The organism is Paenibacillus wynnii (assembly GCF_030812855.1).
Lineage (GTDB): Bacteria > Bacillota > Bacilli > Paenibacillales > Paenibacillaceae > Paenibacillus_AQ > Paenibacillus_AQ wynnii_A.
This window is the reverse complement of sequence record NZ_JAUSTK010000012.1, coordinates 43043-64787: the sequence shown is the minus strand read 5'-3', so window position 1 is coordinate 64787 and position 21745 is coordinate 43043. Positions and strand designations below refer to the sequence as shown.

The following is a 21745-nucleotide window of genomic DNA, read 5'->3' as shown; positions in this document are numbered from 1 at the left end:
GAAAATTATTCCATTTTTCAGCAAATCAATTATGATAGATGTAAATAAATGATTAACATCCAGAAATCGGAGGAGTTTAGCATGCTACAGGGAGATATCGAGAGTTCAATAACCCAAATTGCTGTTGCCAACAGCTTAAATGGAGCAGTAAGTGTAACCTGCAACGAGCTGGAAATCGTTAGTAGAGCTTTTGGATACGCAAATAGAGCCAACCATCTTCCAAATACCCCGGATACTAGATTCGGGATCGCCTCCGGTTGTAAATTGTTCACGGCAGTTGCTATTTGTCAGCTGGTAGACCAAGGAAAGTTGTCCTTCGATAGCAAATTGGCAGAGTGTCTAGCAGAATTAGCCCTCACCCATTTCAGCGGAGAAATTACGATTCATCATCTGCTGACACACACCTCAGGCATTCCGGATTATTTTGATGAAGAAGTCATGGAGGATTTTGAAGAGCTGTGGATAACACAGCCTATGTATGGCATACGCCGTCTTGAGCATTTTCTTCCACTGTTTCAAAACTCTAAGATGAAGTTCTCACCAGGCGAGCGGTTCCATTATAATAATGCAGGATATATCCTTCTGGGCCTTATCATCGAAAAGTTCTCTGGAATGGAATTCTCAGACTATGTTAAGTATCATGTGTTTCAGCCCTGTAATATGGAACGTTCGGGCTACTTCTCCTTGGATCAACTGCCCTCCAATACAGCACAAGGCTATATTGATCATGATGATGGGTCTTGGCGCAGCAATATTTATTCAATACCTGTAAAAGGGGGTTCCGATGGCGGTGCTTTCGTGACCGCTCCGGAGATGCTTTTATTCTGGGAGGGACTGTTCGCTCATAGACTTCTTAGCCCGGAGCTTACAGCCTTGCTGCTCACACCCCACATTTATGTAAAGAAGGAAGAGTACTACGGCTATGGAGTCTGGATTAGTAAAAGAGAGCAAAAGATTTTAAAATTTCATGTGATGGGTTATGACCCGGGCGTCTCGTTTCATTCGGCGGTATATCCGGATTACGGTGTAAAATTAGCGGTAACCTGTAATACCGGCAGAGGTGCTTATAAAATAATGAACGCCATCGAGGATGGACTGATTAGTTAGAGGGGGGTATCATGAAGTACCTATTGAGTTCATTTTTCACTTTACTACTAATAGGATCTTTAATTACTGGCATAGCTAACGCAGATTGGGCTTTTCGTGTTGTAGTCTACGATGGAAATAGCTATATCCCATCAGATATTCAGGTTGATTCTAAGCAAATTGGTGCAAAAATTGGGAAGGTTACTTATTATTCAGATGTAGAAGGTACCTACTCCGGGAATTTTTCGAACACCTATCCTAAAGGCACAGAATATTTCTCGATAAATAATGTGGATGTTATGGATGCTATTGCGGTAAAAGCAGATAATAACAAGTTCATAGTGGCAAATTTCGAAGGTAGGTACGCGGTGAAAAAGTACAGCTGGAGAGAGTTATCACCTTATATTCTTGTAGTTCCCTTATTAGCATTAATTGCCTATTTCATAAATAAGAAAGCTTACCATAGACAACCATAATCTAAAAAACACGACCGTTAGATCGAGAGGCCACTGTAAAAGTCCCTGGCTCTAACTAAAAATTAGGGTTTGACCAAGAGCTTGCTGGACCTAAAGAGAGCACCCGTCAGGAAGCGGACAGAGAAGACCTTATTTGAGCAAAACCGGATGATCGAAGATTTTAACGGACACCAGAGACACTATTGATCAGTTTTCTTCCAAAAGAGACTGTTTTTGCTTGAATAGTGTCTCCTGAGTCCGTTTGAGGTTCACATAACCCCTTGAGACTTAAATAGAGGCTATACAGTCCGCAGTAGAGAAGTGCGAATTGAAAATAGTTAGCGATCTCCATCCTCTACCCCATGGTGCAGAGGATTTCGTCATCCATTAATTTTGGTTTGAACCCTATAAATCCCCGGCAAAATGACGACGAACGGATTAAACAAACCATAAAATAAAGGCGAATTCTCATTCAGAATCGAATGGAATTCGCCTTTATTTTGAAGCTCTTTTCACAAAAGTAGAAAACACACCTTTTTCAGTGGCCGCTCGATAGAACGGTGGTGTTTTACGTAGCTGTTATAGTTTTAACTTATGTGTCCAGCCTAACCTAATACCGGGTTACGCCGTCTTTTGTGACAAGTGCATAGACTAACGGCTGCGGAGCAACCGGCACAGGAGTAATACGGTAAGCTTCGAGCACCTTGCTCATCGCTTCACGAACCTTACTCTCACTCGCCTCATTTACATGCAACACAGCTAAGGTATTGCCTTGTTCTACGGCATCTCCGACTTTTTTGGACAAGTGAATGCCCACCGCCAGATCTATCACAGATTCCTTTGTTTCACGGCCCGCCCCAAGCAGCATCGCCGCAACACCAATCTCTTCTGCCTGAATACCTTCTACATAACCACTGGTTGCTGCCTTTACTTCGATAAAGGTTTTGGCTGTTGGCAGTGTATCCGGGAATTCTATTTGTGATGCGTCCCCGCTTTGTGCTCCAACCATTTGTTTGAATTTCTCCAGTGCCGAGCCGTCTTCAATGTGAGCCTTCAGGATTGCCCGGGCTTCCACATCATCTTTAGCCTTGCCGCCAAGCACCAGCATGTGACTGCCTAGAATCAGGCAAACCTCTTCCAGATCCTTAGGTCCGCGACCCATCAGCGTCTCAATACCTTCTTTGACTTCAAGGGCGTTGCCGATGCCAAATCCAAGCGGCTGATCCATATCACTGATGACCGCAACGGTGTTGCGTCCCAGATGAGTACCGATATCTACCATGGCTTGCGCAAGCTCAATGGATCTATCCAAGGTTTTCATAAAAGCACCACTGCCGGTTTTGACATCCAGAACGATAGCATCCGCCCCTGCGGCAATTTTCTTGCTCATTACGGAGCTTGCAATCAGTGGTATAGATTCTACAGTCGCCGTTACATCGCGTAGTGCATACAGCTTCTTGTCTGCAGGAGTGATATTACCCGACTGTCCGATTACGGCTGCACCAATCTCACCGACTTGAGCGAAAAAGCGCTCACGGTCCATCTCCACAGAGAAGCCTGTGATGGATTCCAGCTTATCAATGGTTCCGCCCGTATGCCCAAGTCCGCGTCCGGACATTTTGGCAACAGGTACTCCAGCAGCAGCTACCAGTGGTGCCAGGACAATCGTAGTCTTATCGCCTACACCGCCAGTAGAGTGCTTGTCCACCTTAATCCCTGCAATAGGGCTAAGATCGATCTGATCACCGGACATTGCCATTTCCATCGTTAAATCTCCGGTTTCCCGGGCGTTCATCCCTTGGAAGTAAACAGCCATTGCCCATGCTGAGATCTGATAGTCGGGGATTTCTCCATTGCTGTATCCTTGAATCAGAAATGCAATTTCTTCACGGGTCAGCTCTCCGCCATCTCTTTTCTTCTGGATAATATCGACCGCTCTCATACTTCAACCTGTACTTCGCGTACGAAGGCACGAACCAATCCGATAAATTTAGGTTTCGTAAGGTTAGCTACCTTAACTACCTGCTCATGAGTTAATGGCTCCAATTCCTCGCCGATCGCCATATCTGTAATGCAGGTTATTCCCAGTACCCGGAGTTGACTATGGCTGGCTGCTATCACTTCAGGAACCGTGGACATACCAACAGCATCGCCGCCAAGGTAAGCGAGCATCTTAAGTTCAGCTGGAGTTTCATAGGTAGGTCCGCTAATGCCTGCATAAACACCCTCTTGAAGCTCAAGAGTTTCACCTTGTGTTCCTTTAACTTCCTTAGCCAACTTTTTGGCAAGACCAATATATTCATGATCATAAGCACGGGACATATCCGGGAAGCGTACACCCAGCTCCGGATCATTAGGTCCGATCAGAGGATTGTCTCCTGTCATGTTTAAATGGTCGGTAATCAGCATCAAGTCACCTGCTTTGAACGCTTTGTTCATACCGCCGCCAGCATTGGTAATCACGAGCGTTTTAATGCCTAGCTTTGCCAAAACGTAAACCGGCAGTACAACCTTGCGCATAGCATAACCTTCATAGAAGTGAAAACGTCCTTGCATAATAATAACGTCCTTGCCTTCAAGCTTCCCGATGACAAAGCGGCCCGCATGGCCTACAACTGTAGAGTGTGGAAAATGTGGGATCTCTTCATAAGGCAGGTATACTGCATCTTCAATTTGGTCGCCAAGATCGCCTAGACCCGAACCCAAAATCAATCCGATCGTTGGAGAATATGAACCCAGTTTAGATTTTACATATTCAGCCGCTTCCTTAACTTGTGCTCCGTAAGCAACAGTGGCAGTTTGTGTCATGTATTTTTCCTCCTGAATTAAATTATGTGTAATTACAGTCTACATTTTAGGAATGAAACCCAGTACCAGCTTCAAGAAGTGCTCGCGCACGCGCTCAGCCGTTTCCATAACCTCGCTATGATTCAAGGGTTGATCCAGTATACCTGCTGCCATGTTCGTGATGCAGGAAATCCCAAGCACCTCGATACCGGCGTGGCGGGCAACTATAGTCTCGGAGACCGTAGACATCCCCACTGCATCTGCACCTTGACGACGTAGCATAACGATTTCTGCCGGTGTTTCATAGGTAGGTCCGAGCAGACCCGCATATACGCCTTCCTTGAACTCGAAGCCTTGTGCTGCTGCCGTTTCTTTGGCGATGTTGATCAGGCGGCGGCTGTATGCGGAAGACATATCAGGGAATCTTACGCCAAGTTCAGCATCATTAGGGCCGGTTAGCGGATTATGTCCCGTAAGATTAAGCTGGTCGGTAATCAGCATGAGATCGCCTGGAGTGAAGCTTGTGTTAACACCGCCAGCCGCATTTGTAACGAGCAGACTTTCAACTCCCAGCTCTTTCATGACGCGTACAGGGAATGCGGTAACCTCCGGTCCGTAACCTTCATACATATGAAAACGGCCTTTCATCATCACAACACGGCGTCCTTCAATTTTACCGATCAGCAATTCTCCTTCGTGGCCTTCTACCGTAGACACTGGAAAATGTGGAATTTCATTATAAGGGATACTGATTCCCTCTGTAATCAAATCGGCCAGAACACCGAGGCCAGAACCGAGAATCAGACCGATTTCCGGTGCCTCCGGACTTTTGCTTTTAATATAAGCGGCTGCTTCTTGAATTGTACTTTTACTTACTACGTTCATTGATTGTTCCTCCTATGTCTATTTCAATTCTCCCAAAAAGCTTGTACCGTATTGCGGCGCTTTTGCACCAAAGTTATCGGCAATCGTTGCAGCAACATCAGAGAATGTTGTTCTAATCCCAAGGCTGTCCGGTTGATTTAAGCCCGGGCTGTATACAAGTAAAGGAACAAATTCACGCGTATGATCAGTTCCACTATGGACAGGATCATTACCGTGGTCGGCTGAGATGATCAAGAGATCCTGCTCCCCAAGTGTAGACATAATCTCCGGCAGGGACTCGTCAAACACTTCCAAAGCACGTCCGTAACCCTGCGGATCGCGGCGGTGTCCGTAAAGAGAGTCAAAGTCAACCAAGTTCGTAAATAGGAATCCATTAAAAGGCTTCCGCAGTTCCTCAATCGTAATTTCCACACCATGCTCGTTGCTCTTGGTAGGATAACTTGCGGTAACCCCTTCGCCTGTGAAAATATCGTTGATCTTGCCTACGGCAATTACATCCTTGCCGATATCGGCCAAGGCATTCATCACTGTCGGCTCCGGTGGCTTCACAGCATAATCATGACGATTCGAGGTCCGTGCGAAGCTACCCGGTTGACCGACATAAGGGCGGGCAATTACGCGGCCTACGGAGAACTCGGGAGCCATCGTCAGCTCACGGGCGATTTTACAAGCGCTATATAGTTCCTCCAGCGGGATAATATCCTCATGCGCAGCCAATTGAAATACACTGTCTGCCGAGGTATACACAATCCATGCTCCTGTCTTCATTTGCTCCTCGCCGTATTCAACGAGAATCTCGGTGCCCGATGCCGGTTTGTTGCCGATCACTTTGCGGCCTGTTGCCGCCTCAAATTTCTCGATCAATTCTGCAGGAAATCCATCAGGATAGGTATTGAAAGGGACTTCTATTTTAAGACCCATCAGCTCCCAGTGCCCAGTCATTGTATCTTTACCTACAGAAACCTCTTGCATTTTACCGTAATATCCCGTTGGCGACGTGACCGGTGCAAGCGGCGGCAAAGGCGCAATATTCGCAAGTCCTAGCTTCTGCAGGTTAGGCAACTTCAGACCGGGAACCTGTTCTAGTATATGCCCAAGTGTATGTGACCCAGCATCTCCGAAACTTTCAGCATCCGGTGCCTCACCAATTCCCACACTATCCAAAACAATAAAGCAAATCCGATTAAAAGAGGACATTATTGTCTTCACTCCCTCATAAATGCATAAATTAAATTTTTCAAATCCAACAAGAAGAAACGGTTTGCCGTATCATACAGACCGGTACCCGCTTCCAACACTCTTATAATACCCTTTTAGGCACAATGCTTCCCTCATACTACGATAAATTTGCTAATTTTCTCATAAATCACCTTGCAAGATTCCAAGGTCATTCACTTTGCTCTGGGATGATGGCTCTCATATACTTCCTTCATGTTCCTACGGGCAATCCCGCTATAAAGCTGAGTGGTCGATAGATCAGCATATCCCAGCATGTGTTGAACAGAACGCAAATCTGCACCACCCTCCAGCAAATGGGCAGCGAAAGAATGCCGCAGCGTATGAGGTGTGATATCCTGAACAATATCCGCTTCCCGCGCGTATTTCTTAATGATTTTCCAGAAGCCTTGCCGGGTTAGGCGCCCCCCCAGACTATTCAGGAACAGTGCCGGCTCCAGTTCATCCTGACGAAGAAGCTTGTCCCGTATGCTTCCGACATACTCCGCTACACACTCTGCCGCAATATTGCCTATAGGAACCACCCGCTCCTTACCCGCAGATCCTGAACACCTTGCATACTTCATTTCAGTATGAACATCTTCCACATTAAATGAAATCAACTCAGATACTCGTATTCCAGTCGCATATAATAACTCAAGCATGGCCTTATCCCGCATACCCTGAGGTAAATTTCCATTGGGAGCGGCCAGTAATTTTTCCATTTCTTGTACGGTCAGCACCATTGGTGATTTCTTGACCGGCTTCATCGTTTCCATCTCCAGCGAAGGATCCTGATGAATGAGTCTTTCTTTTAGTAAATAATGAAAAAAAGTACGGATGGATACCGTGTTACGGTTCACCGTAGCCGCTGCCCGTCCAGCTTGACGGAGTCCGCCGAGATAGAGAGTCACATGGGTTTTCTTAATCTCCTCCGGTGCTTCAATACCCCGTTCCCCAACAAATTCCAGAAACTGCGAAATATCACGCCCGTAAGATTCCAACGTGTTCAAGGACAATCCTTTATCCCTGGACAGATAAAGCATAAAGGGTTCCAAATATGTCTTCATCAATTCACGCTCCTATCTTACGCCGCCGTTCTTAATGACTCAAGTACAGCACCTCAGAGTGGCCTTACTTTGAATTTCATTCGACATGCTTCTATCTTTTTCCTGCTTTTCGGACCTCTTCACTCTCCATACCAGTAATAAAAACGCAAGCGTTCTTGCAGATTCAAATCACTTTCTTTATGGAAATCCTCGTGAAATGCCTTAACGGCGGACCCTTCCGGTATACCGTAATCATTTATAGGATTAATCCAATCTTCAAGCAGGTTCATAACACAATAGAACAGATAGCTTATCGCTACAAACATAATCATAAAGTACAGACGCCGCACAGCTTTGGGAATAGAGATAATCATTTGGTTTCCTCCTAAAAGTTTTGCGAGAGCAAAACCTTTTAAACTGAACCATAGTCACTCACAAATGCTGAACGGTGATAATCGTAACTGCGGTGAATGTTTGGACTTCCGGCCGCTGTTGTATCCAGATTTCTTTGATTTAACCCGCCTTTAGCGGCTGAAATCTAGATACAAAGGCGGTCGCTATCGCTCCTACAGTTCCAAACTTCCCCTTCGTTACTTTTCACCTTATCAACTTTTGTGGTTTTCAATGGGTTCATCTTAAATGACTTCGTAAGCAAAACTGGCTTCGATTCGGGACAACCCGCTCGTACACCTTATGCTTATTAGGAGGTATTTATGTATGTCGCTCTGCCGGAGTAACGGATTAAACTGTTACCAAACTGTAAAAGCTCTCTCCGGCAATCTTACCGGAAAGAGCTTTTAGCATTACATCTTATCTATGATTACTCCGAACGATTCCCGTCCGGATTATTCTTGTCCTTGCAGCGATGGCAAATCCCGTGAAAGTCAAGTCTGTGATCGAGCACAGTGAAATTGTATTCAACCTCCAGTTTTTCTTCCAGAGGGCCTAACCAATCTTCGCGAATCTCGTCCATACTTCCGCATTGCACACAAATTAGATGGTGATGATGATGTTTCGCAGTATCCGTACGCAAGTCATATCTTGCAACACCGTCGCCGAAGTTAATCTTCTCCACAACATGCAATTCACTAAGTAATTCCAAAGTTCGATATACGGTAGCTAGACCGATTTCAGGAGCCTTCTCTTTGACGAGCATGAATACGTCCTCGGCGCTCAGATGATCCTCTTCATTCTCTAGTAGCACTCTTACGGTCGCTTCCCGTTGAGGTGTAAGCTTATATCCATGGGATTGTAGCTGCTGCTTAATTTTATCTATCCGGGCTTCCATTGTCTGCCTCCCCCTAGGAAAAGTACCGCTCCGGGCCTCAAACCACTTCTTTCATTATAGGGGGAGTCGGTTTGAGAAGTCAAACGCTTTTACTATCTCGTCAGGATTCCAACTCCCTAGATTTAATCAACTAAACCTTCATTATTCAGAATACTTCTTACGGTCTCCGTGAACTGACTGTTATCTATTACATCATGAATTATAATACTATCCTCCGCACCCATTTCTAACATAACCGGATAACCGTGTGCACGAGCGTACTCCTTGCATTGATATAATGAGGATTCATCATAGTAAAAATCTACATCGCAATATTCTCTTAATTTTCTAGCTATTAAAAGTGCCTCGCTCGGTTTTGATAGTTTGTTTTTTATGAGTAGAATTTTAGGATTTAGTAGTAGTTGATCTTCTATACATTTAAGCTTATCCATGACTAATACGATACGTTCCAACCCGATGGCTAGACCCACTGCTGGCTCATCTATACCCCCGATTGCTGAAACTAATGTATCGTACCTTCCACCACCTATAATAGCACCAATGCCTAAATCATTTGCTACACCTTCTAAGATAAATCCAGTATAATAATTTGCTCCTCTTGCTAGTGTCAGGTCGACTTTGATTTGCGATAACATATGGGCAGGAAGATAAGACATGATTTCTTCTAATTCAGCAATTCCCTTTTCAGCCAAATGATTTCCACTAAAATAACTTTTAATTATATTTAATTGTACGATTGGATCTGTCGTCTTCTCTGTTTCTAATATTAAATACCCTAAACTATCAATTAATTTTTGCGCGATTGTATCCGTAATCTTATTCTTGAGGAATCTTTGTTTTAAGCCATCTAATCTACCCTTAGTTACCTTGTCTATGTAATCCAATGCCTGTTGAAAAGCTAAATATTCTTCTTCAGTACTCATACCTGACTTTTGTGCCAACCCTTTAATAATTAATCTATGATTCACTCGAAGTGAGGTGTTAGTTATATTTAATTCAGAGAGTATTGAGTGAGCCATAATGGTAATCTCTGCTTCCGCTAATAAGCTATGAGTACCTATAATATCTGCATCACATTGGGTGAATTCCCGGAAATGGCTAGTACCTGGTTCATCATCTCGGAAAGAGGGGCCTATTTGATATCTTTTATAGGGTTTGGGCAGTTCAGGATTCATACATACAACTCTTGCTAAAGGAACGGTTAAATCATAACGGGGAATAAGCTCTCTGCCGAAAGTATCTTTTATATGAAAAAATAGCTTCTCACCTTCTCCATGATGACCCCGAAATGTATCCCAATATTCTAGTATAGGTGTTTGATGCGGATTGAAGCCGAATTTCTCGTAGTTATTCTTGATAACCTTTATGATAAATTCCCTAGCTCGCATATCCGCCCCGAGTATATCCTTAGTACCCGCCGGAATAGAAAGTTCTCTTTCTCTAACATTCAGTTGCACTATTGTATACCTCCTCTAATGAAGATTAACTGCTCTTCTTATAAGAATTCTCATACACATGGATAGTTGCAGAGGGTTTGCTTTGAAAATAGACTAAAAGTGCCAAGCTAATCAAAACAATAAGACCTCCTGTAAGTTGTATGATCATTACATGTTCATTCAGAAATAATATAGAAAAAATAGCGGTAAATACGGGTTCAATCATGCTGACAATAGATACATTCGTTGAACTTAATAACTCTAAAGAGCGAAACAAGGCCATCTCAGCTATTATTGTCGATACGAAAACAATACAGATAATATAAATCCATGCTTTTGGATTGAAATCAAAATGTATATTCTGATTCAACAATCCTGTAATTAGGGTACCGACAGCGGCAAACAGAGTCACAAATGCGCTTGTAACCGCAGCAGAAACATTACTTGCGGCTTTCTTACCCATAATCATAAAACAGGCATATACAATTGCTGCTCCAATAGCTAAGGCTACACCGTATAAATTCATGTCCTTTAAAGAAATCCCCAGCAAGAAAATCATTCCAACAAACGAGAATAATAAGAACACAAGCGTATTGCCCTGGGGACGCTCTTTATTAGCAAAAAAAGAGAACGTACACACAAAAATAGGAAAAGAAAATAAAAATAAAACAGCCATTGGAGCAGAAATGTATCTAATAGATTCAAAATGTAGCATCGATAAAAGAGTGAATAAGACCCCTCCCAAAAAGAACAACAATTGTAGATCCCTTTTTTGTATTTTGAGCTCGGTTTTCTTGAACCTAAAAAATAAGAAAAAAATAACAGAACTAAGTGAAAATCTAAGAAAAAGTAGAGTATTCACCGATAGTCCATTTTGATAAGATTTCACTGCAAATATGGGCATTATGCCAAATCCCAATGCTGATATAACAGCATAAATAACCCCTTTCATAAATTTTCCCATATTATCCCTCATATTCCTATTTTTTTGAACAATATAACATGATATGCCCTAAATGTAAACTTACAGGAGAATAATTTGCAATAAAATAAAAAAAATGCCACCGGAAAGATTACTCCTTCTCGATAACATTCTTAATGGAATAAATGAAAGTTTGATCACCTAAGCGAATCAGGATTTAAAAATCAAATAAGGCGTTACCCAGCGCATCATAGCCGGCGTTACCCAAGTTTCAAAAGAGGATACACCCAAAATCAGTAAGGCCATGGACAGGGACAACATCGTATACATGGCAAAAGGACGGGTAACCGAAGGTCGGCGCTGCCCCAATACCCGACTGCGTATCATAAGCAACGAGAAAGCGATGGCTGCAGCACTGCAAACCAGCAGTGCCGGAATAAGTACTAAATTGTGAGGGGCGACGGAAACAAGGGCAAACAGCATGCCGTGCCAGGAATATTGGGCAACCAAAGTACCGACTGTAAAGCCGATCAGTACTCCTTTTAAAAAGTCTAGAATCAGAATCCCTGGCAACCCAATTACGGAAAGCCCCAGAATCCAAATAAGGCCTATCCATTTCAAATGAAGGGCAGCGATGGCCCAGAACGATCCCGTGTCGGCAGGGAGCACCTGCTGATCTACTGTAACAAAGAAACTACCCAAGTACTCACCTAGGTCCTGCTGCTGATCCAACGTCAATGCGCTGACAATAAGAGCACCGAAAATAACCCCTACCAAGAATAAAACAGCAACAAAAATATACAGCGGTGTTTGTTCCTTAATCATCAGTCGGATATTTCGCATCTTGGGCGTTCTCCTTTACGGTCACATGTTACACCATATGAAGAAACGACCCGATCTATGACTTGTCCTTTTGTTGTTTCCCTTGCTGCACTACTTTGCCGTATGTTCCCCCGCCCCCTACCGACAGTTCAAGAACGCCGGAACGGGCAGCTATGATTTTGGAGGCTAAATCTTGGCCTGCTACAGAAGCGATCTCTTCTTCACGGGCCTTATGAATGATGTTCATTTCATTACCAAAAGCTTGTAAAAGAACATTCATCTTCGCTTTTCCTAGCCCCGGTATGAAATCTAACGGTACTTGATAATGATAAGGTGGGCGATGAGCAGGCACATTAGGTACCTCTCTGTCAGCGATATGGAGAATCCGGTCTAAAACCCCTTGTACCAGCTTAGGACTGCCGCAATAAGGACAACGATCCGAGGTGGCAAAATCCTCATCAATAATGCTGCCGCAGCCGCTGCAATAAGTCCGGTGATATTTCCCCAGTCGGGGATTAAGTCCGAAGTTGGCTGCTACTCTACGTCCAGCTTTACGTTCAAGCGCCAGCTGTAATTCATGGAAGGAGGGTTCCGCCAGCTCCATAACATTATACTCACGGCCAATTTTCCCCAATGAATGTGCATCTGAATTGGTCAGGAAGGTATAACCGTCAAGCTCACTGATATATCCGGCCATTTCCGAATCTGCACTTAACCCTAGCTCAACGGCTGCAATCCGCTTCAGATCAAATAGTTCAGCCATCTGTTCTGCAGCACAGCCATACAAGCCCTTATGCGGTGTAAAGATATGGGCCGGAATCAGAAGGCCTCCTCTTCCAGTGATCTCATCCTGCAATTCACGCGCTGGTGCGTACAAGCGTTGCGAGCTTAAATTTATATTCCGCATATGACGGCTCATCCAGCCGCTGAAATCCTTCATCGTATTCAGGTTCGGCATGAAAGCCAGCACATGGCATTCCTTACGTCCCGGTTCACGAATCTCAATCTCCGCTCCCAGCACAATCGTAGTTCCGCGGTAAGATATACCCCCGCCTTTAGCTTCCGTCATTTCTCCAGAATCCAGACTATCCAAGATATCTTGCTGAACCGGTGGAGAATGGCTGTCTATAATCCCAATGAGTTCGATCCCCTTGCGCTCTGCTGCCTCTTTGGCGATGCCCGCAAAGGTAAGATCTCGACTCCCGCTAATCTTGACCGACTGTCCGTTAGAGGCTTTGCCAATATGAACATGAAGATCACAATAGCAGCTCTTCAGTTCCTGTTCTAATGCCATTGTCCGGTCAACGTATAGAGATGCCAAGCGTATACCGCCATCATTGTTTTGGCGTCAGCGATCCGTCCGTTCTCGATATATTGATAAGCTTCTTCCAGCGTTAGCTCAGAAACCTCTAGAAACTCATCCTCATCCAGCGCCATTTCGCCAGGCTGTGCATTCTCTGTTACGTACAAATGAATAATTTCGTCAGCGAAACCTGGTGAAGTATAGAACGATTTCAGAAGAAACAACTCCCCGCTATGAAAACCAGTCTCTTCTTGAAGCTCTCGTTCGGCTGCATATTGAGGGTCTTCGCCCGGGTCCAGCTTGCCTGCCGGAATTTCAACTTCGGTACGGTTCATAGGTTGGCGATACTGCTCGACCACCAGCATTTTATTGTTGTTCAACGCGAGTACGGCTACAGCTCCAGGATGTTTTACTACCTCACGAGTAGCTGTGTTTCCGTCGGGTAGACGTACAGTATCCACCTGAAGTGTGATGATTTTCCCATTGAAAATAGGCTCTGTAGACAATGTTGTTTCGTCTAACGCAGGGTTGGATTTCATTTCTTGTTTATTCATATCTTTGGTCTCCTTTGGCTCAGTTCTGCATACGGTGTATTATAGCAAACTTAACTGGAAAGAAGGAATCGTCTATGAATGACCTCTTCAGCCGTACAAGCTCTTCCGCATTAATCATGGTAGGCAAACCAAATCAGATTAAAGCGGCGCTAGCCATGTGGATGCAACAATATGGCCGTGACATGCCTTTGGCTTATGTTTTGTCGTTACAAAGTACTCCATCTTCCCAAACAAAATATAAAGAGCTCTCCCCTGAGATCGACACCCCTGGGGATAGCTCTTCTATATGCACTTTATAAATTAACCTTTCACACTTTCTTTAACAATCGCTACAACCATTTCAGCCGCTTTAACAATATCCTGGGCTTTGATTCGTTCTTTGGTTGTATGAATATGCTCGTATCCAATCGCCAGATTCACAGTTGGAATCTTAAGACCATTGAACACGTTGGCATCACTGCCTCCGCCTGAATGAAACAGCCGTGGAGTCAGTCCTAAAGATTTAATGGCCCGATCTGCAAGCTGGACCACAGGGTCATGTTCGTTGAAGCTGAATGCCGGATAGATTACTTCACTGCGGAATTCACATTCTGCGCCATACTCGCGTACGGTTGTCTCTAGGGCCTCACGCATTTGCGCAACCTGTTGATCCACTTTTTCTTGAACAATACTACGCGCTTCGGCATCCAGTTGTACATGATCACAGACGATATTAGTGGGGCCTCCGCCAGCGAATTTGCCGATATTGGCCGTTGTTTCACTATCAATGCGTCCCAGCTTCATAGCCGCAATTGCCTTGCTCGCCACTTGAATCGCACTGATGCCATCCTCAGGATTAACACCTGCATGTGCGGACTTGCCAAAGATCTGCATGGTAACCTTTGCTTGCGTAGGTGCTGCTACAGCGATCGCACCAATCTCACCGTTAGAATCCAGTGCATAACCCATGTCGGCATCCAGATACTTCGGATCCATCGCTCTTGCCCCTAACAATCCCGACTCTTCTCCTGCTGTAATCACGAATTGAATTTGTCCATGCGGAAGCTTATGCTCCTGAATCACCCGGATAGCTTCGAACAAGGCAGCTAATCCTGCTTTATCATCTGCTCCAAGGATCGTACTACCGTCACTGGTAATCCAACCGTCTTCCCCCAGAGTCGGCTTTATCCCCTGTCCAGGAACAACCGTATCCATATGGCAGGTAAACAGAAGTTTCTGTGTATCCCCACCATTCTCCGCAGGCCAAGTGATGAACAAGTTCCCAGCACCGTGGCCCGTTCTTTCCTGGGAATCATCTTCAATGACTTCCAGTCCAAGGGCATTGAATTTCTTCGTCAGAACATCCGCAATTTCTCGTTCATTTCTTGTCTCGCTATCAATACGGACAAGCTCCATAAATTCCTGAATCAATCGGTCTTCTATTATCAATGGACTTCCCTCTCTTTCATGGATACGTTACAATAGTTGTACTGCGTTAACAAATGCTTATGTCCATAACTTAAACTAATTCCAAAGGAGTCACTCATGCAACGTAAAAAATGGTTTCGCATACTCATTTACGTGATGCTGATCGCCATGATCGCTTCTACCCTGCTTATTGTGATCGAGCCGTTCCTTGTAGGTTAAAGCTACAAGCTAATAATAGCAGCCCGGATGATCCAGGCTGCTATTTGTTATGTTAAGAATCCCCGAGTATTTCCTCATAAGCAAATCGACTCAGAAAATATGGGATCAGCTCACGGGCAATCTTTTCGATATCCAGGCTTTTTCCTGTACACTCCTCAAGTGAAGTTACACCAAACTGGGCAATACCGCAGGGAATAATGCCTTGAAAACCTTTTTCAGATATGCCTGCGCTGATATTAAAGGCAAAACCGTGACTGGTAACAAATCCCTTGCGAAATCGGCTTTTGTTAAACTTGATTCCGATCGCACATATCTTTTTATCACCAACCCAAACGCCTGTGTATTCCGGCTTGCGATCACCTTCGATACCGTAGGATGCCAGATAATCTATAATAACCTGTTCAAGGTCACGCAGATATCCGTGCAGATTCACCTTTCCATCTTCCCCAATCCGCAATAGTGGATAGCCCACCAGCTGACCCGGTCCATGATATGTAATATCTCCTCCGCGATCAATTTCAAACAACGCAATACCTTGTTCTTTGAGCTGCTCGCTATTTAGGAGGAGATGCTCGGGATGGTTCTGTGAACCAATCGTATACGTAGGCGGATGCTGCAAAAGGATGAGACTCTCCGGTTCGTCACCCGAATCAATAGCCTGTACAGCTTTTTTTTGGAGCTCCCAGGCCTTGCCGTATTCCATCAAAGGGGTATACGAAATGGCCAGCTTACGTGCGTTCGTGATGCTCATGCCTACACATCCCCTTTTCCCGAGTATCTTACCTTGCTTCCAGATCATTTAGTACAGCTTAGTATCTGGTGTATAACCTTCTACATTTTCCTTAACTCTTTGCAGGAATCGTCCGCTTATAACCCCATCCAGAATTCGGTGATCCAGAGACAGACAGATATTCGCCATGGAACGCACAGCGATCATATCGTTAATAACTACAGGCTTCTTCACAATAGACTCGAAGGTAACAATCGCCGCTTGCGGATAGTTAATGATTGGATAAGAAAGAATGGAACCAAAGGATCCTGTATTATTGACAGTAAATGTTCCGCCCTGCATATCATCTAGACGCAGCTTACCCTCACGAGTCTTAAATGCAAGCTCATCAATCTCACGTGCTAACCCAGCTACATTCTTCTGATCAGCATTCTTAATGACAGGAGTCATTACCGAGTCCTCGGTACCTACTGCAAGGGATATATTAATATCACGTTTGACGATAATTTTATCAACAGCCCAGACAGAGTTCATAATTGGATAGTCTTTAATGGCACTCACAACAGCCTTCATTAAAAAGGCAAGATAAGTAAGATTAATGCCCTCTTTGCGCTTGAACTCATCCTTAAGCTTGTTCCGAAGCATAACAAGATTCGTGACATCCACTTCAATCATAGTCCAAGCATGTGGAATTTCGGTGACACTTTGACGCATCCGTGATGCGATGGTGTTGCGAATCGGCGTTACATCAATTAAATACTCTGAGCTGCTGCCTCGGCCGCCTTCCACCTCAATGGTCGGGATGCGCGGGGACTCACTGAAATGAAGGCCGGAATTCCGCACAGGTTGAATATCCTCTTCTATCTCAGGCAGTGTTGCCCGAACGATCGGCTCCTGCTTAAGCGCTGGTTCCGATTTCTGCATAGGAACGCTCGAAGCGGATCCGCCGGCAGCAAGATAGGCCAGCACATCTTTGCGAGTGATACGACCTCCGTTGCCGGTACCGGATACAGCCTTTAGATCAATTTGATGTTCCGCAGCCAACGTCTGTACAGCGGGTGAATACCGGGAACGCATTGGAGCATCGGCATCTGCAGCTTGACCCGCTGCGCTCACTCCCGAAGCCTGCGGTACAGCTTGGCCGTTGATTGCAGTAGCAGGACTTGATGTAGCTTTTTGTACCGCAGGATCGACTGTATTCGAAGGGGCTGCAGGTACAACGATTTGACAGATCACTTCACCTACATTAACCGTCTGGCCTTCCTCGGCCAAAAGCTCTCCCATAATCCCATCGATTGTGGAAGGAAGCTCTGCATTTACTTTATCTGTAATGACCTCACACAACGGCTCATATTGTTCCACCGGGTCACCCGGTTTTTTCAGCCATTTGCCGATCGTTGCCGATACCAGAGACTCTGCCAGTTGAGGCATGGTCACATCGATCAACTTTTGGTTGTCAGACATAATTTCACTCCTTAAAGGTTTACGAGAATATCCTAGTATTGGGCCAGCCGAAGCATTTCCGCCTTTACCTTATCTTTGCTAAGCATAAAGAACTTCTCCATCGGCGGACTGATCGGCATCGCCGGCACATCAGGACCACAGAGACGGAAGATCGGTGCGTCCAATTCGAACAGGCAATGTTCGGCAATAATCGCTGCTACTTCCCCGCCTATGCCCCCTGTCTTGTTATCCTCATGCACTATAAGGACCTTCCCGGTCTGGCGAGCGGCAGCAATTATAGCTTCACGGTCAAGCGGTTGCAGTGTACGAAGATCAAGAATGTGAGCGGTAATGCCTTCCTCACGCTCCAGCTCTTCTGCAGCCTGCATGGCAAAATGCAGCGGCAGACTGTAGCCGATAACCGTAATGTCGCTTCCTTCACGAAGCAGGTTTGCTTCACCGATAGGTACCGTATATTCTCCTTCGGGCACATCTTCCTTGATTAATTTGTAACATTTCTTGTTCTCGAAGAACAAGACCGGATCAGGATCGCGTACAGCCGATTTCAGGAGACCTTTGGCATCAGCTGCCGAATAAGGAGCTACAATCTTGAGACCCGGCGTACCAAAGAATATGGATTCCGGACATTGGGAGTGATAAAGCCCCCCAAAAATACCTCCGCCAATCGGTGCCCGGATAACAATAGGACAACTCCAGTCGTTATTGGAGCGGTAGCGGATTTTGGCCGCTTCACTGATAATTTGATTGGTTGCCGGGAGCATGAAATCAGAATACTGCATTTCAGCAATAGGCTTCATTCCGTACATGGCAGCACCAATAGCTACGCCGGCAATAGCCGATTCTGCCAAAGGTGTATCCAGTACACGCTCTGCGCCGAACTGATCCTGAAGTCCCTTGGTGGTTGTGAACACACCGCCTTTAACCCCGACATCTTCTCCAAGAATAAATACGGATTCATCCCGTTCCATTTCTTCCTTCATCGCCAACCGAATCGCATCAATATATTCCATAATAGCCATACTTTACGCTCCTCCCTTGGACTCGCTGTACACATGCAGCAGCGTATCTTCCGGTTTCGGGAACGGCGCATTGTCGGCGTATTCAATAGCCTCTTTCAGTTCGAGATTGCACTCGGCAATCATATCGCGTTCCTGTTCATCACTCCAGAGTCCCAAGTTGATCAGGTAGTTGCGGAAGCCTGCCACACCGTCTTTTTTCCAATTCTCATCTATTTCTTCCTGAGTGCGGTAAGCCAAATCATTATCGGAAGTAGAGTGTGGGGACAGACGGTACATCATCGCCTCAATCAGTGTTGGGCCTTCACCGGCCAATGCACGCTCACGTGCTTCTTTTACAACACGGTAGACCTCCAGCGGATCATTTCCATCCACACGTATTCCCGGAAACCCGTAGCCGAGTGCTCGGTCGCTAATCTTGCCGCCAAGCTGACGATGGGCAGGAATAGAGATCGCGTATTGATTATTCTGACACATGATAATCACGGGGAGCTTGTTCACACCGGCGAAATTGCAGGCTTCGTGAAAATCCCCTTGGTTACTGGAACCTTCGCCAAAGGTAACAAAGGAAACAAACTTTTTCTTCTGCATTTTGGCCGCCAGCGCAAACCCTACGGCATGCGGAACTTGCGTAGTCACCGGACTGGATCCGGTCACAATACGCAGTCTCTTGCTACCAAAATGGCCCGGCATTTGCCGTCCGCCGCTGTTAGGGTCCTCTGCTTTGGCAAATACCGACAGCATCAACTCCCGTGTAGTCATACCAACGGATAATACGAACGCATAATCACGGTAATAAGGTAAAAAATAATCATTCTGGCGGTCCAGCGCAAATGCTGCTGCAACCTGCCCAGCCTCCTGGCCAATACCGGAGACATGGAAATTAATTTTGCCAGCCCGCTGAAGCAGCAGACTACGCTCGTCGTATTTACGGGCGAGCAGCATATATCTGTACATGTCTATGACCTGACCGTCGCTAAGTCCAAGCTGTGTGTGTCTGTTAATGGTTTCTACAGTACCTTGTGATTCCATAGAGAGGTACCTCCTTATTCATAAAGCCTCAAGCCTTGTTCCAGCAGAGAAATCCAACGAATGCGGACTTGATCTTAAAACCTGGTACTAAGACTTGGCTTGAGTTTATTATAATCCCTTTACAAGCAAAAAGAAATGCTCTTTAGCTCACATGCCGATAGCTTTTCCATCCACAGCCAGCATCGCCTCACCGATAATCTCGGATAGCGTTGGATGGGCATGAATAGCCTCGCCGACTTCCCAAGGAGTTGCATCCAAGATCTGAGCTAACGCCGCTTCACCGATAAGATCGGTAACATGCGGGCCAATCATCTGTACACCGAGAATATCACCTGTGCTGCGATCTGCTACTACTTTCACAAAACCATCTTTCATACCGTATACAATCGCTTTGCCGATAGCGGAGAAAGGGAACTTGCCTGTTACTACATCATGCCCCAGTGCCTTTGCCTCTTTCTCAGGATAACCCACACTGGCAACCTCCGGTCGAGAATAGACACAGCGAGGGACCAGATGGGTATGATACGGATGAAGTTGTTCGCCCGCCAAATGGTTCACCGCTCTTATCCCCTCATGACTGGCTGCATGCGCCAGTTGAAGGCCTCCTATACAATCGCCGATAGCATAGATATGAGGCTCATTCGTCTGCATATTATCATTCACAGATATAATGCCCTTCTCAAACCGAATGTCTGTATTTTCCAGACCGATATTTTCGATATTAGCTTGTCTTCCTACAGAAACCAACAACTTCTCTGCTGATAGCGTTTGGCTTTGTTCCCCTTTTTGAGCCTCCAGAGTAACTCCATCCTCGGTTACGTTACAGCTGTTAGTATCAACCCTCGTACCTGTCAGCACTTTAACACCGCGCTTTTTCAAAAGTCGAAGAAGCTCTTTAGCCACCTCTGCATCCTCGAACGGGAGCAATTGTTCTTCGGCTTCAACAACGGTAACCTCGACACCAAAATCTGCCAGCATCGACGCCCATTCCACACCGATGACTCCGCCGCCAAGAATAATCATGGAGGAGGGCAGTTCTTCCATCTTCAAAGCTTCTTCACTGCTGAAGATCGCTTTTCCATCCGGTTTAAGTCCGGGAATAACACGCGGACGTGAGCCTGTAGCAATGATTAAATGGCTGGAAACAACGGTCTCCATCTCTCCATCCTCCAGCTCAACAGCTACTGCACCGCTTCGCGGCGAGAAGATGGAAGGACCAATAACACGGCCTTTCCCTTTTACTACTTGAATCTTATTTTTCCGCATCAAGTATTGCACGCCTTGATGAAGCTGCTCAACAACCGCTTCCTTGCGCTGCTGCACTTTCGGGAAAACCAGCTTTACGCCGGAAGTCTCAATTCCATAGCTCTCACTCTCATTAATTTCAGCAAATACCTCTGCACTGCGCAGAAGGGATTTGCTCGGAATGCATCCTCGATGCAGACATGTCCCGCCTAATTTATCCATTTCTATTATGACGACTGACTTCCCCAGCTGTGCGGCACGAATCGCTGCCACATATCCACCTGTTCCTCCGCCTAGTATCGCCACATCACATGAAATTGTCATGATAGGTATCCCTCCAATAATTACACATAAGTTCAACTTAACGTACCCTATTGTACTCTCTTTTTCCCACATTACAAAACCTATAAATGTCATAGCCAAATGGACAATTGAGGGCTTAAGCGTTATCATTAATTGAAATGAAAAGGGCTCAGGAGGGTAGAATTCTTATGAAACTGCTAATTACACGCTTTATTGCCATTCTAATTCTCGTTATTCCCGGCCTGTTTGCCATGAAGGGCTTTATCATGATGAAGGACGATGTTTATAATTATATATCCATGCACGGAGATGATACGGCAACCCCAGTATTTGCCTGGCTTCATTTCGGAGGAGGACTGCTCCTCTTCGCAGCTGGAATGGCTTTTCTTGGCGGTTGGATTCTTACCCGTGACCGCAAGCGCAACTATGTCGGTCCTCGGTTTAAGGAGAAAAAGAAACCTACACAAACTCAGCCGCCTAAGACAACCTCATAAATCCTGACAAACAGCCTCCCTTAAGGGAAGGCT

The 21745-nt window shown here is 45.4% G+C and carries 23 protein-coding genes; 5 read left to right on the top strand and 18 right to left on the bottom strand.

Features of this window, described 5'->3' with window-relative positions; genetic code table 11:
- Positions 1-81: 81 nt before the first annotated feature.
- On the top strand, positions 82-1107 hold the full coding sequence (locus J2T20_RS13710) for a serine hydrolase domain-containing protein (RefSeq protein ID WP_307589192.1): 1026 nt from the start codon (positions 82-84) through the stop codon (positions 1105-1107).
- An 11-nt stretch (positions 1108-1118) separates the two neighbouring features.
- A complete protein-coding gene (locus J2T20_RS13705) occupies positions 1119-1562 on the top strand; it encodes a hypothetical protein (protein ID WP_307589190.1) in 444 nt (147 codons plus the stop codon).
- Positions 1563-2151: 589 nt separating this feature from the next.
- On the opposite strand, the gene J2T20_RS13700 is transcribed toward J2T20_RS13705, so the two are convergent.
- The 12 genes from J2T20_RS13700 to J2T20_RS13645 all read right to left on the bottom strand — a co-directional run bounded on the left by J2T20_RS13700 (position 2152) and on the right by J2T20_RS13645 (position 13802).
- Positions 2152-3483 (bottom strand): pyrimidine-nucleoside phosphorylase, encoded by a 1332-nt coding sequence (locus J2T20_RS13700; RefSeq protein ID WP_307589188.1) that lies wholly within the window; start codon positions 3481-3483, stop codon positions 2152-2154.
- Entirely contained in the window at positions 3480-4349 is an 870-nt protein-coding gene (locus J2T20_RS13695) for a purine-nucleoside phosphorylase (protein WP_307589186.1), read from the bottom strand. The genes J2T20_RS13700 and J2T20_RS13695 overlap by 4 nt, the downstream gene beginning before the upstream one ends.
- Before the next feature lie 39 nt (positions 4350-4388).
- The gene (locus J2T20_RS13690) at positions 4389-5213 is read right to left on the bottom strand and encodes a purine-nucleoside phosphorylase (RefSeq protein ID WP_307589184.1); all 825 of its coding nucleotides are present in this window, start codon (positions 5211-5213) and stop codon (positions 4389-4391) included.
- An 18-nt stretch (positions 5214-5231) separates the two neighbouring features.
- Positions 5232-6410, bottom strand: coding sequence for a phosphopentomutase (gene deoB / locus J2T20_RS13685; protein ID WP_307589182.1), 1179 nt, complete (start codon positions 6408-6410; stop codon positions 5232-5234).
- Positions 6411-6604: 194 nt separating this feature from the next.
- Positions 6605-7498: a site-specific tyrosine recombinase XerD gene (gene xerD / locus J2T20_RS13680; RefSeq protein ID WP_307589180.1), complete on the bottom strand. Its 894-nt coding sequence runs from the start codon at positions 7496-7498 to the stop codon at positions 6605-6607.
- Between the two features lie 119 nt (positions 7499-7617).
- Entirely contained in the window at positions 7618-7851 is a 234-nt protein-coding gene (locus J2T20_RS13675) for a DUF4227 family protein (protein WP_307589178.1), read from the bottom strand.
- Between the two features lie 446 nt (positions 7852-8297).
- The gene (gene fur, locus J2T20_RS13670) at positions 8298-8765 is read right to left on the bottom strand and encodes a ferric iron uptake transcriptional regulator (RefSeq protein WP_036657442.1); all 468 of its coding nucleotides are present in this window, start codon (positions 8763-8765) and stop codon (positions 8298-8300) included.
- Positions 8766-8887: 122 nt separating this feature from the next.
- The gene (locus J2T20_RS13665; RefSeq protein ID WP_307589175.1) at positions 8888-10222 is read right to left on the bottom strand and encodes a histidine--tRNA ligase; all 1335 of its coding nucleotides are present in this window, start codon (positions 10220-10222) and stop codon (positions 8888-8890) included.
- A 25-nt stretch (positions 10223-10247) separates the two neighbouring features.
- Positions 10248-11165 (bottom strand): DMT family transporter, encoded by a 918-nt coding sequence (locus tag J2T20_RS13660; RefSeq protein ID WP_307589172.1) that lies wholly within the window; start codon positions 11163-11165, stop codon positions 10248-10250.
- A 168-nt stretch (positions 11166-11333) separates the two neighbouring features.
- The gene (spoIIM, locus tag J2T20_RS13655) at positions 11334-11966 is read right to left on the bottom strand and encodes a stage II sporulation protein M (protein ID WP_307589170.1); all 633 of its coding nucleotides are present in this window, start codon (positions 11964-11966) and stop codon (positions 11334-11336) included.
- A 55-nt stretch (positions 11967-12021) separates the two neighbouring features.
- Positions 12022-13239, bottom strand: coding sequence for an endonuclease Q family protein (locus tag J2T20_RS13650; protein ID WP_307589291.1), 1218 nt, complete (start codon positions 13237-13239; stop codon positions 12022-12024).
- The gene (locus J2T20_RS13645) at positions 13230-13802 is read right to left on the bottom strand and encodes an NUDIX hydrolase (protein ID WP_307589168.1); all 573 of its coding nucleotides are present in this window, start codon (positions 13800-13802) and stop codon (positions 13230-13232) included. Before J2T20_RS13645 ends, J2T20_RS13650 begins: the two co-directional genes overlap by 10 nt.
- 74 nt (positions 13803-13876) lie before the next feature.
- On the opposite strand from J2T20_RS13645, the gene J2T20_RS13640 reads away from it, so the two are divergent.
- Positions 13877-14101, top strand: coding sequence for a hypothetical protein (locus J2T20_RS13640; RefSeq protein WP_307589166.1), 225 nt, complete (start codon positions 13877-13879; stop codon positions 14099-14101).
- A 1-nt stretch (position 14102) separates the two neighbouring features.
- Here J2T20_RS13640 and J2T20_RS13635 read toward each other — a convergent pair whose 3' ends face one another.
- Positions 14103-15230 carry a tripeptidase T gene (locus J2T20_RS13635; RefSeq protein WP_307589164.1) on the bottom strand — a complete coding sequence of 376 codons (1128 nt, stop codon included), beginning with the start codon at positions 15228-15230 and terminating at the stop codon, positions 14103-14105.
- 96 nt (positions 15231-15326) lie between these two features.
- On the opposite strand from J2T20_RS13635, the gene prli42 reads away from it, so the two are divergent.
- Positions 15327-15428: a stressosome-associated protein Prli42 gene (gene prli42 / locus J2T20_RS13630; protein ID WP_157261254.1), complete on the top strand. Its 102-nt coding sequence runs from the start codon at positions 15327-15329 to the stop codon at positions 15426-15428.
- A 52-nt stretch (positions 15429-15480) separates the two neighbouring features.
- Here the strand turns inward: prli42 and lipB are convergent, their stop codons facing one another.
- From lipB to lpdA, 5 genes are all read right to left on the bottom strand, one after another.
- Positions 15481-16179, bottom strand: a complete 699-nt coding sequence (gene lipB / locus J2T20_RS13625; protein ID WP_307589162.1) for a lipoyl(octanoyl) transferase LipB — start codon at positions 16177-16179, stop codon at positions 15481-15483.
- Positions 16180-16227: 48 nt separating this feature from the next.
- Positions 16228-17622, bottom strand: coding sequence for a dihydrolipoamide acetyltransferase family protein (locus tag J2T20_RS13620; protein ID WP_307589160.1), 1395 nt, complete (start codon positions 17620-17622; stop codon positions 16228-16230).
- A 32-nt stretch (positions 17623-17654) separates the two neighbouring features.
- Complete coding sequence (locus J2T20_RS13615; RefSeq protein WP_307589158.1) at positions 17655-18641, bottom strand: alpha-ketoacid dehydrogenase subunit beta; 987 nt, start codon at positions 18639-18641, stop codon at positions 17655-17657.
- A gap of 3 nt (positions 18642-18644) precedes the next feature.
- The gene (locus tag J2T20_RS13610) at positions 18645-19670 is read right to left on the bottom strand and encodes a thiamine pyrophosphate-dependent dehydrogenase E1 component subunit alpha (RefSeq protein ID WP_307589156.1); all 1026 of its coding nucleotides are present in this window, start codon (positions 19668-19670) and stop codon (positions 18645-18647) included.
- 147 nt (positions 19671-19817) lie between these two features.
- Positions 19818-21239 (bottom strand): dihydrolipoyl dehydrogenase, encoded by a 1422-nt coding sequence (gene lpdA, locus J2T20_RS13605; RefSeq protein ID WP_307589154.1) that lies wholly within the window; start codon positions 21237-21239, stop codon positions 19818-19820.
- Between the two features lie 167 nt (positions 21240-21406).
- On the opposite strand from lpdA, the gene J2T20_RS13600 reads away from it, so the two are divergent.
- Positions 21407-21712, top strand: coding sequence for a DUF2627 domain-containing protein (locus tag J2T20_RS13600; RefSeq protein ID WP_307589152.1), 306 nt, complete (start codon positions 21407-21409; stop codon positions 21710-21712).
- Positions 21713-21745 lie beyond the last annotated feature (33 nt).

Bases quoted from the DNA above. Each gene is read 5' to 3' on its own strand.
- J2T20_RS13710 (WP_307589192.1), top strand. From the start codon at position 82: ATGCTACAGGGAGATATCGAGAGTTCAATAACCCAAATTGCTGTTGCC.
- J2T20_RS13705 (WP_307589190.1), top strand. From the start codon at position 1,119: ATGAAGTACCTATTGAGTTCATTTTTCACTTTACTACTAATAGGATCT.
- J2T20_RS13700 (WP_307589188.1), bottom strand. From the start codon at position 3,483: ATGAGAGCGGTCGATATTATCCAGAAGAAAAGAGATGGCGGAGAGCTG.
- J2T20_RS13695 (WP_307589186.1), bottom strand. From the start codon at position 4,349: ATGACACAAACTGCCACTGTTGCTTACGGAGCACAAGTTAAGGAAGCG.
- J2T20_RS13690 (WP_307589184.1), bottom strand. From the start codon at position 5,213: ATGAACGTAGTAAGTAAAAGTACAATTCAAGAAGCAGCCGCTTATATT.
- deoB (WP_307589182.1), bottom strand. From the start codon at position 6,410: ATGTCCTCTTTTAATCGGATTTGCTTTATTGTTTTGGATAGTGTGGGA.
- xerD (WP_307589180.1), bottom strand. From the start codon at position 7,498: ATGAAGACATATTTGGAACCCTTTATGCTTTATCTGTCCAGGGATAAA.
- J2T20_RS13675 (WP_307589178.1), bottom strand. From the start codon at position 7,851: ATGATTATCTCTATTCCCAAAGCTGTGCGGCGTCTGTACTTTATGATT.
- fur (WP_036657442.1), bottom strand. From the start codon at position 8,765: ATGGAAGCCCGGATAGATAAAATTAAGCAGCAGCTACAATCCCATGGA.
- J2T20_RS13660 (WP_307589172.1), bottom strand. From the start codon at position 11,165: ATGGGAAAATTTATGAAAGGGGTTATTTATGCTGTTATATCAGCATTG.
- spoIIM (WP_307589170.1), bottom strand. From the start codon at position 11,966: ATGCGAAATATCCGACTGATGATTAAGGAACAAACACCGCTGTATATT.
- J2T20_RS13650 (WP_307589291.1), bottom strand. From the start codon at position 13,239: ATGGCATTAGAACAGGAACTGAAGAGCTGCTATTGTGATCTTCATGTT.
- J2T20_RS13645 (WP_307589168.1), bottom strand. From the start codon at position 13,802: ATGAATAAACAAGAAATGAAATCCAACCCTGCGTTAGACGAAACAACA.
- J2T20_RS13640 (WP_307589166.1), top strand. From the start codon at position 13,877: ATGAATGACCTCTTCAGCCGTACAAGCTCTTCCGCATTAATCATGGTA.
- prli42 (WP_157261254.1), top strand. From the start codon at position 15,327: ATGCAACGTAAAAAATGGTTTCGCATACTCATTTACGTGATGCTGATC.
- lipB (WP_307589162.1), bottom strand. From the start codon at position 16,179: ATGAGCATCACGAACGCACGTAAGCTGGCCATTTCGTATACCCCTTTG.
- J2T20_RS13620 (WP_307589160.1), bottom strand. From the start codon at position 17,622: ATGTCTGACAACCAAAAGTTGATCGATGTGACCATGCCTCAACTGGCA.
- J2T20_RS13615 (WP_307589158.1), bottom strand. From the start codon at position 18,641: ATGGCTATTATGGAATATATTGATGCGATTCGGTTGGCGATGAAGGAA.
- J2T20_RS13610 (WP_307589156.1), bottom strand. From the start codon at position 19,670: ATGGAATCACAAGGTACTGTAGAAACCATTAACAGACACACACAGCTT.
- lpdA (WP_307589154.1), bottom strand. From the start codon at position 21,239: ATGACAATTTCATGTGATGTGGCGATACTAGGCGGAGGAACAGGTGGA.
- J2T20_RS13600 (WP_307589152.1), top strand. From the start codon at position 21,407: ATGAAACTGCTAATTACACGCTTTATTGCCATTCTAATTCTCGTTATT.